This is a genomic window from Mesorhizobium sp. M1252, assembly GCF_040318265.1.
In the GTDB taxonomy this organism is placed as follows: Bacteria; Pseudomonadota; Alphaproteobacteria; order Rhizobiales; family Rhizobiaceae; genus Mesorhizobium.
Window position 1 is genome coordinate 438,560 of the sequence record NZ_JAMYLX010000004.1, and the last position, 16,139, is coordinate 454,698.

Here is a 16,139-nt window from a genome sequence, read left to right on the forward strand (position 1 = left end):
GCGACCAGCAAAACCCGTCCGGGTAACCGGACGGGTTTTTGGCTTTCAAGGTAAGGTGCGGCCAGACGCAGCATTGAAAACTTGCTCCGCATCGCTAGGTTCGCCCGACATCGTCGGTTTTCGCGGTGTCGGGAGACCTTCATGACGCTTTCCACGCCTGTCGACCCCAAAGCCGCGAAAGCGCTCGACCCGCTACCGGCCCGACATCCGCCGGTAAAGGCAGGCAAGATCGGCGTCATGTTGGTCAATCTCGGCACGCCGGACGGCACCGATTTCAAGCCGATGTGGCGCTATCTCCGCGAATTCCTGTCCGATCCGCGGGTCATCGAGCTCAACAAGGCGATCTGGTATCCGATCCTCTACGGCTTGGTGCTGACCACCAGACCGAAGAAGTCCGGCGCCAATTACGCCAGGATATGGAACCGCGAGAGGAACGAGTCGCCGCTGCGCACCTACACGCGCGCGCAGGGCGAAAAGCTGGCCGCAGCGCTCATCGACCTACCCGATGTCGTGGTCGACTGGGCGATGCGCTACGGCAACCCCTCGACCGCGAGCGTCGCTCAAAGGCTGGTCGAACAAGGCTGCGACCGCATCCTGTCGTTCCCACTCTACCCGCAATACTCCGCGACCACCACCGCGACCGCCAACGACCAGCTTTTTCGCGCGCTGATGAAGATGCGCCGCGCGCCTGCCGTGCGCAGTGTTCCGCCCTACTATGACGAGCCGGTCTACATTGAGGCGCTCGCCCGTTCGATCGAACGGCATCTGGCAACGCTAGACTTCGAGCCCGAGGTGGTCATCACCTCCTATCACGGCATCCCGAAGCCCTATTTCGAGAAGGGCGATCCCTATCACTGCCACTGCCAGAAGACGACACGGCTGTTGCGTGAACGACTGGGGTGGGATGAAAAGAAGCTGATCATCACCTTCCAGTCGCGCTTCGGCGCCCAGGAATGGCTGCAGCCCTACACCGACAAGACGGTCGAGAAACTGGCGAAGGACGGCGTGAAATCGATCGCCATCGTCAACCCAGGCTTTTCCGTCGACTGCATCGAGACGCTGGACGAAATCGGCCGCGAGGCGGCCGAGACCTTCCATCACGCCGGCGGCGAGAAATTCGCCCACATCCCGTGCCTCAACGACAGTGCAGAAGGCATGGCGGTGATCGAGGCGATGGTGCGGCGCGAGCTGTCGGGCTGGGTCTGAGGCCGCCACGTTGCGGCGATCGATCGCCGCAGTTGCGCTATTCCATGCACTAATAATCAACGATCACCTGATTGTAACATTATTGAAACACACCTAAGTGTTTGGTGAAGTCGGTTGCATGGAATCAACGCCATGGCCGGCATCTGAGGGAGATTCAAATGGACTTCAGTGGTTTCGGTATTGCGATTGGTGCGCTTGCCTTTCTGGTATTGGTGCTTCTTATCAAAGGCATCCGGACAATCCCGCAAGGCTATAATTATACGGTGGAGCGCTTTGGTCGTTACACCAAAACACTAAGCCCCGGCCTCAACCTCATCGTGCCGTTCGTCGACCGAATCGGCGCCAAGATGAACATGATGGAGCAGGTGCTCGACGTTCCGAGCCAGGAAATCATCACGCGCGACAACGCCATTGTCGGCGTCGACGGCATCGCCTTCTACCAGATCCTCAATGCGGCGCAGGCCGCCTACCAGGTCGCCGGCCTGGAGAACGCCATTCTCAATTTGACGATGACCAACATCCGTACCGTCATGGGCTCGATGGACCTCGACGAATTGCTGTCGAACCGCGACGCCATCAACGAGCGCCTGCTGCGCGTTGTGGACGAAGCGGCGCATCCGTGGGGCATCAAGATCACCCGCGTCGAGATCAAGGACATCAATCCGCCGGCCAACCTCATCGAATCGATGGGCCGTCAGATGACCGCCGAACGCAACAAGCGTGCGCAGATCCTCGCCGCCGAAGGCCTCAAGCAGTCGCAGATCCTCGAGGCCGAGGGCCGCAAGGAAGCCGCCTTCCGCGACGCCGAGGCGCGCGAACGCTCGGCCGAAGCCGAAGCGCGAGCCACCCAGGTTGTATCGGAAGCCATCTCCAAGGGCGACGTGCAGGCACTCAACTACTTCGTGGCGCTCAAATACACCGAAGCGATGGGCAAGATCGGCACCGCCAACAACAGCAAGGTTGTGCTGATGCCGATGGAAGCCTCGGCGCTGATCGGCACGCTCGGCGGCATAAGCGAGATCGCCAGGGAGGTGTTCCGCAGCGAAGGCACCGCCGGCGCCGCCAGGCAGGCCGCCCGCCCTCCGGTGGTTCGCCCAGGCGAGAATTGAGGCTAGCTGAGAACTGAGATCATAGGAGCGCACTCCCATGTTCGACCGCATCATTTCCGAACTTGGTCCGTGGAACTGGATGGTTCTGGGCTTCGTCCTCCTGGTGATGGAGGTCATCGCGCCAGGAATATTCATGCTGTGGATCGGCATCGCCGCATTGGTGATCGGTGTGATTTCCCTGCTCATCTGGGACGCAAGCTTCTGGGCCTGGGAAGTCCAGGTCCTCGCCTTCCTGGCCCTGTCGCTGGTCTCGGCCCTTGCCGGAAAGAAGCTGGCTGGTGGGCGTAATACCCCTAGCGACCAGCCGCTGCTCAACCGGCGCGGCGCGCAGTTGGTCGGCAGGATGGCAACGCTGGCCGAGCCGATCAAGGACGGTCGCGGCCGCATCAAGCTCGGCGACACACTGTGGCGCGTCTCCGGTCCCGACCTGCCGGCCGGCACGCAGGTGCGCGTCGTCAGTTCAGCCGAGACCGATCTGGAACTGACCGTCGAAGCGGTCTGAGCGCCCGAAAGCCCGCAGCGCATTTTGGCAGAAATCGAAGCGCGTCGCGTAGATCACCCCAACGCGACGCGGTTTTAGTTTCCTCAGGCCGCGCCGATACGCAGCAAATCGTGGAAGTGAATCACCCCAACGGGCATCCTGTTTTCGGTCACCACCAGGGCACCGATATTGTATTCGTTGAGAAGCGCGATCGCCGTACCAGCCAGCGTCTGCGGATCGACCGTCTTCGGCGTGCGGGTCATGATGTCGTCCACGGCGATATCGGCCAGGTTTCGATGCAGATTGCGCGCGACATCACCGTCAGTGATGATCCCGACCAGCTCGCCCTTCCCGTCGACGACACAGACACAACCGACTTTCTTGTTCGACAACGTCATGACCGCTTCCGGCATCTTGGTACCGAGCGCCGCTAGCGGAATCTGATCGCCGACCCGCATGATCTCGGAGACGAGAGTCAGATTGGCGCCGAGCTGGCCGCCGGGGTGGAACGTGCGGAAATGGTCGGGTGTGAAGCCGCGCGCTTCGAGCAGCGCGATGGCCAGCGCATCGCCGACCACCAGTTGCAGCAGGGTCGATGTCGTCGGCGCCAGACCGTGCGGACAGGCTTCCGGCACGGACGGCAGGAGCAGCACCACGTCGGCCGCGCGCGCCAGCGCCGAGGCCGCGCCCGCGGTAATCGCAATCAGCGGGATCGAGAAGCGCCTGGAATAGGCGACGATGCCCATCAATTCTTTGCTCTCGCCGGACCATGACATGGCGATGATGGCATCGTCTCTGGCGATCATGCCGAGGTCGCCATGGTTTGCTTCCGCCGGATGGACGAAGAAGGCGGGCGTACCGGTCGAGGCCAGCGTGGCCGCGATCTTGGAGCCTATATGACCACTCTTGCCGACGCCGGTGACGATGACCCGGCCATCAATGCGCGACACGATGTCGACGGCGCTGGCGAAAGGTTCGGCCAATTCGTTCTCCAGCGCGGCGGCCAATGCCGCCACGCCGGCCTGTTCCGTGGCTACCGTTCTCAGCGCCGAGGCGACCGAAGCCTCCAAAGGCTTCTTTTCTGGGGATCCCGCATGCATGGCTGATGCGATTAGCGCTTTGCCGTTCGCCTGTCCAACAGAATTGCCGTCCAGCCATGTCGTACAGGCACACCTTCAACCCTCCGTTAACCATCCCCGTTTACGGTTCGGTAAGTATGGCGCGCTTGCGCCGCGCAAGCAGTGGTGACGATGTCGCGGGCCCAGCCTCAGGAGAAAAAAGGTCGAACGGGCAGAGCCTTTTGCGCTCTGCTTCTGGCGACCAGCGTGCTCGCTTTGCTGCGGCCAACTGGGCTTCATGCCCAGGAGACCGAGCTGCGCGGTGAAGTTTCGGAATCGGCGATCCTGTCCGACCAGCAGCGCCGGGCCAGGCAATTGAGCAAGGCCAACACGCAGGTCAAGCCCGCCCCTGCCGACACCGCCCCCACGGGAAACACGCCAACCGCCTATGTGCCGGCCAGCGATGGCGCCTTGCCTGACGACACCGACCCGTCACAGGCCGGCGCAAACAGCATTTTCGACCCGCCGGCGACCATCGACGATTCGTTCGCCGACAAGCCGCCAACCGTCCAGCCACGCCGTCCGTCGACGGCAAAGCAACGCGCCGCCGCGGATGCAGACAAGGCCAAGGACAAAACCAAGGCTGCCGACAAGAAGAAGCCTGGCAAAGCCACGGACCAGACCACCACCGCCGCGACCCCGGACGGCACTGCGGCAGGCGACGCCGATCAGGACACAGCCAACCGCCGTGTCCTCACCGTCGACGGCGTCGACCGACGAAAGCTCGACCCCGGCGCCGAGCGCACCGACGCCATCGAGGGCCAGAAGAAGAAGCTCGAGGACGACCCGTACGCGGCAACCGGCATCAAGGTCGGCTCGTTCCTGCTGCGGCCGACGCTCGAGCAGGGCGTTGCCGTCACGTCGAACGCCGATTCCAGCGCTGGCGGCAAGTCGGCGGTGCTGTCCGAAACGGCGCTGCGTTTCTCCGCCGCCTCCGATTGGCGCGAGAATTCGGCGGTCATCGACGGCTACGGCAATTTCCGCAACACCATTTCGGGCCAGAAGATCAATGAGGCACGCGGCCGTATCCAAGGCACGTACAATGTCGACCTCGACAATGAACTGCGCGCCATCGCCAAGCTCGGCTACGAGATTGCGCCGGAATCGGCCTCCGCGCCCGACGCCATTGCCGGCGTCAAATCGCAGCCGATCCGCCAGACGGTCGACGGCAGCCTCGGCGTCGAGAAGGACGTTGGCAAGATGCGCTTTGCGCTGACCGGCGCAGTCTCCCACGACATCTATGGCGATGCCGAACTTACCGATGGCACCTCGCTGTCGCAGAAGGACCAGGACAACACGCTCTATACCGCAACGTTGCGGACCGGCTATGAAATTTCCCCGGCTCTGACGCCCTTTGCCGAGATTGAGCTCGGCCGCCGGGTATATGACCAACGGATCGACAACAAGGGCTTCGAGCGCTCTTCGACCCGGCTTGGCGCACGCGCCGGTATCGAAGTCGACATGGGCGAGAAGCTCAAAGGTGAGTTCTCGGCCGGCTGGCTGCGGGAAGCGATCGACGACAAGAACCTGGAGGCGATTTCGGGAGCCACCATCAATGCCGACCTCAAATGGTCGCCCGAGCGCGGCACCATCATCGGCGTCACCGGGCGAACCACGGTCGAAGGCACAACGAATGCCGGTGAGAGCGGCGACATCCTCTATTCCGGCCGCCTCACCGGCGAGCGGCAGATCCGCGCCGACCTGATCGGCAACGCAGCCCTTGGGCTCGACTGGCGCAATTACACCGGCTCCGACGGCCATGACATGACGCTAAGTGCAGAGGCCGGGCTGACCTGGTGGCTGAACCGCTATGTCGGCCTCACCAGCCGCGCCCGCACCGAAAAGCTGACCAGCAATCTGCCCGGGCGCAACTACACCGCCAACAGCATCTATTTGGGGCTGAAGCTGCAGCGATAGCTAAAAAGCAGCGCCGCGACGCTCGGACGGCTTCATCTCATCGAGCAGCGTGCGGATGACGCCGGCCATGTTCTCGTTCATGTCGCTGCGCCACAGCGCGAAGGCGACATTGGCCTCGACGAAGCCTTCCGGCGAGCCGCAATCGAAGGTGCGGCCCTGAAAGTGGTAGCCAAAGAAGGGCTGCTGCTTTTCCAGCTTCAGCATCGCGTCGGTGAGCTGGATCTCGTTGCCGGCGCCCTTTTCCTGGCTTTCGAGGATCTTGAAAATCTCGGGCTGCAGGATGTAGCGGCCGTTGATGTAGAGATTGGACGGCGCGGTGCCGGTCTTCGGCTTTTCGACCATCTCGGTGATGCGGAAGCCGTGATGCGTGTCCTCGCCGCGGCCGACAATGCCATATTTGTGGGTCTCGGCCGGATCGCATTCCTGCACGGCGATGATGTTGTTGCCCGTCTCCTCGTAGAGCTCGACCATGGCCTTCGTGCAGCTCTTCTCCGACTGCATGATCATGTCGGGCAGCAACAGCGCGAAGGGTTCGTCGCCGACCAGGTCGCGGGCGCACCAGACGGCGTGGCCGAGCCCCATCGGCACCTGCTGGCGGGTGAACGAGGTCTGCCCCGGCGCCGGCTGCAGCCGCTGCAAGCGGGCCAGCTGGTCGTCCTTGCCGCGCTGTGCCAGCGTATCATAGAGCTCGAACTGGATATCGAAATGGTCTTCTATGACCGCCTTGTTGCGGCCGGTGACGAAGATGAAATGTTCGATGCCGGCCTCGCGCGCCTCATCGACGACATACTGGATGACCGGCCGGTCGACGACGGTCAGCATCTCCTTGGGAATGGCCTTGGTGGCCGGGAGAAACCGTGTGCCGAGACCGGCGACCGGGAAAACTGCCTTGCGAACTCGCTTCATGCGTCAATTATCCGTTTGAGGGCGTGCCCGGCAATCCCGCCTCGCGACATTTTCGCGCCGGAATTGTGGATTATCGGGCCATTGAGGGAAACATCAACCGGTAAAGCATCCAGGTGTCTTTTCGTTCCAGGCGCCGCCTATGGTAAACCAATTGCTAACCCGGTTCGGCGATGAATGGTCTTTCCTGAGATAGAGAAAGGGGAAAATATGTCCGTTCGCAGTGCCGCAAAACTCTTTACCAGCGTGCTGACGGCGGCCAGCCTCTCGCTCGCCTTGCTGATGCCGGCCGGACCGGCCTTCGCCGATGCCGGTTTTCGGCAATGGGTCGCCGGCTTCCGCGCCACGGCCGTGGCGGGCGGCGTTTCCGGCGGGGTCTACGACCGGGCGTTCCGGGGCATCAATGAACCCGACCCGGTGGTGCTGGAAAAGGCACGCACCCAGCCCGAATTCACCGCACCTGCCTGGGACTATTTCGACAACCGCGTCCACGACCAGTCCGTTGCCGTCGGCCAGCAGATGGCCAAAAAATGGAAGCCGTGGCTGGAACGGATCGAGGCGAGGTTCGGCGTCGACCGCTACATCCTGCTCGCCATCTGGTCGATGGAATCGAATTATGGCGAGATCCTCAAGCGCGACGACATCATGCGCAATGTCATCCGCTCGCTGGCAACCCTCGCCTATGGCGACCCGAAGCGTTCGAAATTCGCCCGCACCCAATTGGTCGCCGCGCTGAAAATCCTGCAGACCGGCGACATCGACGAAAGCCACCTGATGGGCTCCTGGGCCGGCGCCATGGGCCAGACCCAGTTCATCCCGACCAGCTACCAGCATTATGCCGTCGACATGGACGGCAACGGCAAGCGCGACATCTGGAATTCGATCCCCGATGCGTTGGCGACATCAGCCAATCTGCTGAAGAAGAATGGCTGGCAGGGCGGCAAGACCTGGGGCTACGAGGTCACCATTCCGGCGGGCAAACTGCCGGCCGGCTCGAAGACATTGGCGCAGTGGCAGGCGCTCGGCGTCGCCAGGGCCAATGGCAAGCCGTTCAAGAACGCAACCGACAAGGCGACGCTGAAAGTGCCGGACGGCCGCGGCGGACCGGCCTTCCTGATGATCAAGAACTTCTCCGTCATCAAGGCCTACAACAACGCCGACAAATATGCCCTGGCCGTCGGCCTTCTTGCCGACGAAATCGCCGGCTCTAATGGTCTGGTGCAGGACTGGAAGCGGCCTTTCACCAAACTGTCCTTCGAGGAAAGGCAGGAGTTGCAGAAGCGGCTTTCGCAGCACGGACTTTACGACGGCAAGTTCGACGGCAAGATCGGTGACGGCACGAAAACCGCCATCATGACCTATCAGGCAACGGTCGGCTTGACCCAGGACGGGTATCCGAGCATGGAAGTGCTCAAATGGCTCAGAAAGAAATAGAGCCATCGGCAGCGCCGCGCATTGCGGCGCACAAGCGATGCCGTAGCATTGATGTGTGCATGATCCGCTGCGAGGGCCATGCACCAAGGGATGGAGAGGGTGCTTGGTTTCGGCAGCGCGTATCCGTGTGATCGTTTTCCGCTTGCCGATCCTCGTTCTGGCCATCGTTGTCCTGGCGACGGGACTCGCCGGCAGTTTCCACACACCGGCTTTGGCGCAGGAACAACCGCAGAACCGCGGCTGGTCGCTGCGCGACCTTCTGTTCCCGCGCCGCAGCGAACGCATCGAGCCGCCGCTCGACGTCCGCAAGGCAAAGCCGAAGGTCAAGAAGAAGCCCCGTGCACCCGTTGAACCTTCCGCTCCGATTGTCGAGAAGACACCGGATGCCCGCGTCGTTCTGGTGATCGGCGATTTCATGGCCAACGGCCTGGCCGAAGGCCTCGAAACAGCCTTTGCCGACAATGCCAACGTCAGGATCGTCGAGCGCGCCAACGGTTCTTCGGGTTTCGTGCGCGATGATGTCTACAATTGGCCCGAACAGGTCAAATCGCTGGTCGAGACCGAAAAACCCTCCGTGGTCGTCGTCATGCTCGGCTCCAACGACCGCCAGCAGATGCGCGTCAACGATGTGCGCGAGCAGCCGCGCTCCGAGAACTGGACCAAGGAATACGAACGCCGGACCGAAGCCTTGGGAAAGGCACTGGCGGCGACCAAGGTGCCTTATCTGTGGGTCGGCATGCCAGCCTTCAAGACGCCGAAGATGACCTCCGACATGCTGGCATTCAACGACATCTACCACTCGGCAGCCGAGAAGAACGGCGGCGAATTCGTCGATGTCTGGGACGGGTTCGTCGACGAGAACGGCGCCTTTGTCTCGACCGGCCCCGACATTAACGGCCAGGCCGTGCGGCTGCGCTCCGACGACGGCATCAACGTCTCGAAAGCCGGCAAGCGAAAGCTCGCCTTCTACACCGAAAAGCCGCTGGCCAAGATCCTCGGCCTGGCAGCGCCGGGAAGCGTGGTGACGGCTGCCGCGCCGGCCGGCGCCCCGGTCGAGGCGCCGTCGCTGCCCGCCGCCCCGATCGTGGTCGACCGCACCGTTCCAATGCTGCTCAACGATCCGGCGCTCGACGGCGGGACCGAGCTTCTCGGTGCGGCGGCGGCGCCGAAAGCCAATCCGGATCTGCCCGGCGAAAAACTAATCCTCGAAGGCAAGGCGCCCGAGGCCTCGCCCGGCCGCGCCGACGACTTCTCGTGGCCGCCCAAGGCCGCTGCCGCGACGGATACGACGACGGCGATCAACCGTTAACGGGGGAGTACCGTCGACCCCATCAGCGCTTCATCGATCGAGCGCGCGGCCTGGCGGCCTTCGCGGATCGCCCACACCACCAGCGACTGGCCGCGGCGCACATCGCCTGCGGCGTAAAGCTTGTCGACGCTGGTCTTGTAGTCGCGATCGTTGGCTTCGACATTGCGGGAACGGCGGCTGTCGGTGGTGATTTTCATCTCACCGTCCAGCTCTTTCGCGACGCCCACGGCGGCCGGGCCGGCAAAGCCGATGGCGATGAAGGCGAGGTCTGCACGGATGACGAATTCGGTGCCGGGGATAGGCTTGCGCTTCTCGTCGACCTCGCAGCACTTGACGCCGGTCAGTTGGCCGTCCTCGCCGATGAATTCGAGCGTCGCCACCTGGAATTCGCGCTCCGCACCTTCGGCCTGTGAGGACGAGGTGCGCATCTTGGTCGCCCAGTAAGGCCAGACCGAAAGCTTGTCTTCCTTCTCCGGCGGCTGCGGGCGGATGTCGAGCTGGGTGACGCGCACCGCGCCCTGGCGGAAGGCGGTGCCGACGCAGTCGGACGCGGTATCGCCGCCGCCGACGACGACGACATGCTGGCCGCCGGCGATGATCGGATGCGACGGCCAGGCCACCGACTGGATCGGCTCGCCGCCGACGCGACGGTTCTGCTGCACCAGATAGGGCATGGCGTCATAGACGCCGCCGAGATCGTCGCCCGGAATGTTGGCCGGACGCGGCGATTCCGAACCGCCGCAATAGAGCACCGCATCGTATCCGGCGAGCAACTCTGCCACCGGCTTGTCGACGCCGACATTGACGCCGCAATGGAAGGTCACGCCCTCGCCCTGCATCTGCTCGATGCGGCGGTCGATATAGTGCTTCTCGATCTTGAAGTCGGGAATGCCGTAGCGCATCAGCCCGCCGGGACGGCTCTCACGCTCATAGACGCTGACCTCGTGGCCGGCGCGGCCAAGCTGCTGCGCCGCCGCCATCCCTGCCGGGCCGGAGCCGATGACAGCGACCCGCTTGCCCGTCTTCTTCTCTGGCGGATAAGGCCGGATATGGCCGGTTTCATAAGCCTTGTCGGCGATTGCCTGTTCGACAGTCTTGATGGCAACCGGAATGTCCTCGAGGTTCAGCGTGCAGGCTTCCTCGCAGGGCGCGGGGCAGATGCGGCCGGTGAACTCGGGGAAATTGTTGGTCGAATGCAGGTTGCGGATCGCATTGTCCCAGTCGCCATTGTAGACGAGGTCGTTCCAGTCCGGGATCTGGTTGTGGATCGGGCAACCGGTCGGCCCGTGGCAGAACGGGATGCCGCAATCCATGCAGCGCGCGGCCTGTTTCTCGACCTCCTTGTCCGACATCGGCAGCGTGAATTCACGAAAATGCCGGATGCGGTCGGAGGCCGGCTGGTACTTGTGCACCTGCCGGTCGATTTCGAGAAAGCCTGTTACCTTGCCCATAGTCCAGTTCCTGCTGTCCAGATGGTGCGGTTTTCGCACCCGTTAACCCCTTGAGGCAGCCGTGGCAACCTTGCATCCGAGGTCAAACTGTCGCTGAAAGTTCCGCCGGGAAGCCTGCGCCTCCCGGCAAGTCGAAAAACCTATTCCGCCGCCACGCCCATGCGCATGCGTTCCATCTCGATCAGCGCGCGGCGGTATTCGACCGGCATGATCTTGCGGAATTTCGGCCGGAAGGTCGTCCAGTCGTCGAGTATCTCGCGGCCGCGTACCGAACCGGTGAAATGGACGTGGTTCGAGATAAGCTGGTAAAGCCGTTCCTCGTCATGGGTGGTCATGTCGCCCGAGACGTCGACGCGACCCTTGTGGTCGAGGTCACCGCCATGATGCAGCAGCCTTTCCATCAGATCGTCTTCTTCCGGAACCGGCTCCAGCTCGACCATCGCCATGTTGCAGCGCGCGGCGAAATCGCCGGCCTCATCCAGAACATAGGCCACGCCGCCCGACATGCCGGCAGCGAAGTTGCGACCGGTCTGGCCGATGACGACGACGATGCCGCCGGTCATGTATTCGCAGCCATGATCGCCGACGCCTTCAACGACGGCGGCGACGCCCGAATTGCGCACCGCGAAGCGCTCGCCGGCGACACCTGCGAAATAGGCCTCGCCCTCGGTCGCGCCATAGAGGACGGTGTTGCCGACGATGATCGATTCCGCCGCGACGATCCTGGACTCCTCCGGCGGCCGGATGACGATGCGTCCGCCCGACAGGCCCTTGCCGACATAGTCGTTGGCCGCACCGACGAGATCGAACGAGATGCCGCGCGCCAGGAAGGCGCCGAACGACTGGCCGGCGGTGCCGGTCAGCTTCACCTGGATCGTGTCCTCGCGCAGGCCCTTGTGCCTGAAGCGCTTGGCGACTTCGCCCGACAGCATGGCGCCCGTGGAGCGATCGACATTGCGGATGTCGACCTCGATCTTGACCGGCTGCTTGCTTTCGAGCGCGGGCTTCGCCAGTTCGATCAGCTTGCGATCGAGTACATCGTCGATCGGGTGTTTCTGCCGTTCGGTCCAGTGCACCGCCTCATGCGGCGCGTCCGGCTTGAAGAACATCTTGCCGAAATCGAGCCCACGCGCCTTCCAATGCTGGATCATCTCGCGCTTCTCCAGCAGGTCGCTGTCGCCGATGATCTGGTCGATATGGGTGTAGCCCATCTCGGCCAGCAGCCCCCTCACCTCTTCCGCAACATAGAAGAAGAAGTTGACGACATGCTCGGGCGTGCCCTTGAAACGCTTGCGCAGAACCGGGTCCTGCGTCGCGACGCCGACCGGGCAGGTGTTCAAGTGGCACTTGCGCATCATGATGCAGCCGGCCGCGATCAGCGGCGCGGTCGAGAAGCCGAACTCGTCGGCACCGAGCAGCGCACCGATGATGACGTCGCGCCCCGTGCGCAAGCCACCATCGACCTGCAGTGCAACGCGCGAGCGCAGCCCGTTCAGCACCAGCGTCTGGTGCGTCTCGGCAAGGCCCATTTCCCATGGACTGCCGGCATGCTTGAGCGAGGTCAGCGGCGACGCGCCGGTGCCGCCATCATAGCCGGAGATGGTGATGTGGTCGGCGCGTGCCTTGGTGACGCCGGCCGCAACCGTACCGACACCGACTTCCGACACCAGCTTGACCGATACGTCGGCCGCCGGGTTGACGTTCTTCAGGTCGTAGATCAGCTGCGCCAGATCCTCGATCGAATAGATGTCGTGATGCGGCGGCGGCGAGATCAGGCCGACGCCGGGCGTCGAGTGCCGGACCTTGGCGATGGTGGCGTCGACCTTGTGGCCGGGCAGCTGGCCGCCCTCACCGGGCTTGGCGCCCTGCGCGACCTTGATCTGCATGACATCGGAATTGACGAGATACTCGGCGGTGACGCCAAACCGCCCCGAGGCGACCTGCTTGATCGCCGAACGTTCGGGGTTCTTGCCGCCGCCGGGCAGCGGCAGATAGCGGTCTGCCTCTTCGCCGCCCTCGCCGGTGTTCGACTTGCCGCCGATCTGGTTCATGGCGCGCGCCAGCGTCGTGTGTGCCTCGCGCGAGATCGAGCCGAACGACATCGCCCCGGTCGAGAAGCGCTTGACGATATCGGCCGCCGACATCACGTCCTCTATCGCGACCTTCTTGCGGCCGGTCTCTTCCGCAAGCTTGATCCTGAACAGGCCGCGTATGGTCTGGGCACGGGCCGTCTCGCTGTCGATCTGCGCGGAATACTCCTTGAACGTCTCCCACGAGCCCTGGCGCACGGCGTGCTGCAAGGTGGCGACGGCGTCGGGCGACCACATATGGGCTTCGCCGCGCATGCGGTACATGTACTCGCCGCCGACCTCGAGGCTGTTGCGCAGCACCGGATCGTTGCCGAAACCGTCGGTGTGGCGGCTGAGCGTCTCGGCCGCGACCTCGTCCAGGCCGACACCTTCGATCAGCGTCGCTGTGCCGGTGAAGTACTTCTCGACGAAATCCGACTTCAGCCCGATGGCGTCGAATATCTGCGCGCCGCAATAGGACTGGTAGGTGGAGATGCCCATCTTCGACATCACCTTGAGGATGCCCTTGCCGATCGACTTGATGTAGCGCGAGACCACCTCGTAGGCGTCGACCTCAGCCGGCAGTTCGCCACGCTTGTGCATGTCGAGCAGCGTATCGAAGGCAAGGTAGGGGTTGATCGCCTCGGCGCCGTAGCCGGCGAGACAGCAGAAATGATGCACTTCGCGCGGCTCGCCGGATTCCACGACCAGGCCGACCGCGGTGCGCAGACCCTTGCGGATCAGGTGGTGGTGCACGGCAGCCGTCGCCAGCAGTGCCGGGATGGCGATACGGTCGGGACCCACCTGGCGGTCGGACAGGATGATGATGTTGTAGCCGCCGGCGACAGCGGCTTCCGCCCGCTCGCACAGACGCTCGAGGGCGCCCTGCATGCCGGCCGCGCCCTCGCTCGACCCGTAGGTGATGTCGATGGTCTTGGTGTCGAAACGGTCCTCGGTGTGGCCGATCGAGCGGATCTTTTCCAGATCGCCATTGGTCAGGATCGGCTGGCGCACTTCGAGCCGCTTGCGGCGCGAATTGCCGACCAGGTCGAAGATGTTCGGCCGCGGCCCGATGAACGACACCAGGCTCATCACCAGCTCCTCGCGGATCGGGTCGATCGGTGGGTTGGTGACCTGGGCGAAATTCTGTTTGAAATAGGTGTAGAGCAGCTTCGACTTGTCCGACATCGCCGAGATCGGCGTGTCGGTGCCCATCGAACCCACGGCTTCCTGGCCGGTGGTCGCCATCGGCGACATCAACAGCTTGGTGTCTTCCTGCGTGTAGCCGAAAGCCTGCTGGCGATCGAGCAGGCTGACATCCTTGCGCAGCGCGCGCGGCTCGACCGGCTTCAGATCCTCGAGGATCAGCTGCGTGTTGTTGAGCCAGGTCTTGTAGGGATGCCTGGTGGCGATCTCCGACTTGATCTCCTCGTCGGAAATGATGCGGCCCTTGGCGAGGTCGATCAGAAGCATGCGGCCGGGCTGCAGCCGCCACTTCTTGACGATCCTCTCCTCCGGCACCGGCAGCACGCCGGCTTCGGACGCCATGATGACGCGGTCGTCGTCGGTGACGATGTAGCGCGCCGGGCGCAGCCCGTTGCGGTCGAGCGTGGCGCCGATCTGGCGGCCGTCGGTGAAGGCGACCGCGGCCGGCCCGTCCCACGGCTCCATAAGCGCTGCATGGTATTCGTAGAAAGCCTTGCGGTCGGCATCCATCAGCTTGTTGCCGGCCCACGCTTCGGGGATCAGCATCATCATGGCATGGCTGAGGCTGTAGCCGCCCTGGAACAGGAATTCGAGCGCATTGTCGAAGCACGCCGTGTCGGACTGGCCGTCATAGGAGATCGGCCACAGCTTGGAGATGTTGTTGCCGAACAGTTCGGAATCGACCGAGGCCTGGCGCGCCGCCATCCAGTTGTTGTTGCCGCGCACCGTGTTGATCTCGCCATTATGCGCGACCATGCGGTAGGGGTGCGCGAGCTTCCATGACGGGAAGGTGTTGGTCGAGAAGCGCTGGTGGACGAGGATCAGCGCGGTCTCGAAACGCGGATCCGACAAATCCTTGTAATAGGCGCCGACCTGGTAGGCCAGGAACATGCCCTTGTAGACGATGGTACGCGCCGATAGCGACACACAGTAGGCGCCGATATCCTTGTTGTTGTTCTCGGCGTAGATGCGGCCGGAAATCACCTTGCGCAGCAGGTACAGCCTGGCCTCGTATTCCTCGTCATCTGGAATGTCCGATGTGCGGCCGATGAAGACCTGGCGATGGAACGGTTCGGAGGCCGCAATATCGGGCGCCTTCGACAGCGATGAATTGTCGACCGGCACGTCGCGAAAGCCGAGCAGCGGCAGCCCTTCTGACAGCGCCGATTCGGCGATGATCTCTTCGATATGGGCGCGCAGTGCCGCATCCTGCGGCATGAACCAGTGGCCGACGCCGTATTGGCCTGCCGCCGGCAGTTCGACGCCCTGGGCCGCCATCTCTTCGCGGAAGAAATGATCGGGAATCTGCACCAGCACGCCGGCGCCGTCGCCCATCAGCGGATCGGCGCCGACAGCGCCGCGATGCGTCAGGTTTTCGAGCACGAAGAGCCCGTCCTTGACGATCTGGTGCGACTTCACGTTCTTCATGTTGACGATGAAGCCGACGCCGCACGCGTCATGCTCGTTGCGCGGATCATAGAGACCCTGCGCGGCCATGCCATTGGTGGTCAGGCCGTTGGTGGTCTGGCCTTCTTTGGTCAGAACGGTATTTTTAACGGCTGCCGCTTTCGTCTGCGCGGCCTGGCCGATAATCGCAGATGGCGTCAGTTCCGTCATCGTCCTGTCCTCCGTTCCGGCCCCTTGCACGTCTAGCATTTGGGGCGCTGGTCTACCTTGGGAAGCGACTGGCTTCCGCTCTCATCTTGCGGCACGTCTTTTCGAAATCCTTGGCGGACCGTGCGGTGCACCGCCGGTTCGTATCCGGTATCGTACAGGCCACAGCCGAGCCGTCTACCCGTCGCTCGCGGCAACGGCCGGAGTGGCCCAAATGATACGCCAATCCAGCCTGACTTGTGCGACAAAATAAGACAGCACTACTGTCCTAAATTTTTATGTCAGAAATCCTGGGCGTACACAAGACCGATTCACCAAATTC

At 63.1% G+C, this 16,139-nt stretch carries 10 protein-coding genes; 6 read left to right on the top strand and 4 right to left on the bottom strand.

Annotated elements, in window-relative coordinates; translation table 11 throughout:
- The first annotated feature begins 141 nt into the window (after positions 1 to 141).
- The 3 genes from hemH to NKH22_RS11350 all read left to right on the top strand — a co-directional run bounded on the left by hemH (position 142) and on the right by NKH22_RS11350 (position 2,817).
- Positions 142 to 1,206, top strand: a complete 1,065-nt coding sequence (gene hemH, locus NKH22_RS11340; protein ID WP_352909554.1) for a ferrochelatase — start codon at positions 142 to 144, stop codon at positions 1,204 to 1,206.
- A 158-nt stretch (positions 1,207 to 1,364) separates the two neighbouring features.
- The gene (locus tag NKH22_RS11345) at positions 1,365 to 2,315 is read left to right on the top strand and encodes an SPFH domain-containing protein (RefSeq protein ID WP_023695711.1); all 951 of its coding nucleotides are present in this window, start codon (positions 1,365 to 1,367) and stop codon (positions 2,313 to 2,315) included.
- Positions 2,316 to 2,352: 37 nt separating this feature from the next.
- Positions 2,353 to 2,817 (top strand): NfeD family protein, encoded by a 465-nt coding sequence (locus tag NKH22_RS11350; RefSeq protein WP_352909556.1) that lies wholly within the window; start codon positions 2,353 to 2,355, stop codon positions 2,815 to 2,817.
- An 83-nt stretch (positions 2,818 to 2,900) separates the two neighbouring features.
- Here NKH22_RS11350 and NKH22_RS11355 read toward each other — a convergent pair whose 3' ends face one another.
- Positions 2,901 to 3,896 (bottom strand): KpsF/GutQ family sugar-phosphate isomerase, encoded by a 996-nt coding sequence (locus tag NKH22_RS11355; RefSeq protein ID WP_352757774.1) that lies wholly within the window; start codon positions 3,894 to 3,896, stop codon positions 2,901 to 2,903.
- Positions 3,897 to 4,046: 150 nt separating this feature from the next.
- On the opposite strand from NKH22_RS11355, the gene NKH22_RS11360 reads away from it, so the two are divergent.
- On the top strand, positions 4,047 to 5,831 hold the full coding sequence (locus tag NKH22_RS11360; protein ID WP_352909558.1) for an outer membrane beta-barrel protein: 1,785 nt from the start codon (positions 4,047 to 4,049) through the stop codon (positions 5,829 to 5,831).
- On the opposite strand, the gene galU is transcribed toward NKH22_RS11360, so the two are convergent.
- A complete protein-coding gene (gene galU / locus NKH22_RS11365; protein ID WP_352909560.1) occupies positions 5,832 to 6,737 on the bottom strand; it encodes a UTP--glucose-1-phosphate uridylyltransferase GalU in 906 nt (301 codons plus the stop codon).
- A gap of 207 nt (positions 6,738 to 6,944) precedes the next feature.
- Here galU and NKH22_RS11370 point away from each other — a divergent pair, with 207 nt between their 5' ends.
- Both NKH22_RS11370 and NKH22_RS11375 read left to right on the top strand, forming a co-directional pair.
- Complete coding sequence (locus tag NKH22_RS11370) at positions 6,945 to 8,168, top strand: lytic murein transglycosylase (protein ID WP_023691763.1); 1,224 nt, start codon at positions 6,945 to 6,947, stop codon at positions 8,166 to 8,168.
- Positions 8,169 to 8,271: 103 nt separating this feature from the next.
- On the top strand, positions 8,272 to 9,477 hold the full coding sequence (locus NKH22_RS11375) for an SGNH/GDSL hydrolase family protein (protein WP_023710940.1): 1,206 nt from the start codon (positions 8,272 to 8,274) through the stop codon (positions 9,475 to 9,477).
- Here the strand turns inward: NKH22_RS11375 and NKH22_RS11380 are convergent.
- A complete protein-coding gene (locus NKH22_RS11380) occupies positions 9,474 to 10,928 on the bottom strand; it encodes a glutamate synthase subunit beta (RefSeq protein WP_023710939.1) in 1,455 nt (484 codons plus the stop codon). The two genes, NKH22_RS11375 and NKH22_RS11380, sit on opposite strands and share 4 nt — an antisense overlap.
- Positions 10,929 to 11,068: 140 nt before the next feature.
- Complete coding sequence (gene gltB / locus NKH22_RS11385; RefSeq protein WP_352909562.1) at positions 11,069 to 15,820, bottom strand: glutamate synthase large subunit; 4,752 nt, start codon at positions 15,818 to 15,820, stop codon at positions 11,069 to 11,071.
- Between the last annotated feature and the right edge of the window lie 319 nt (positions 15,821 to 16,139).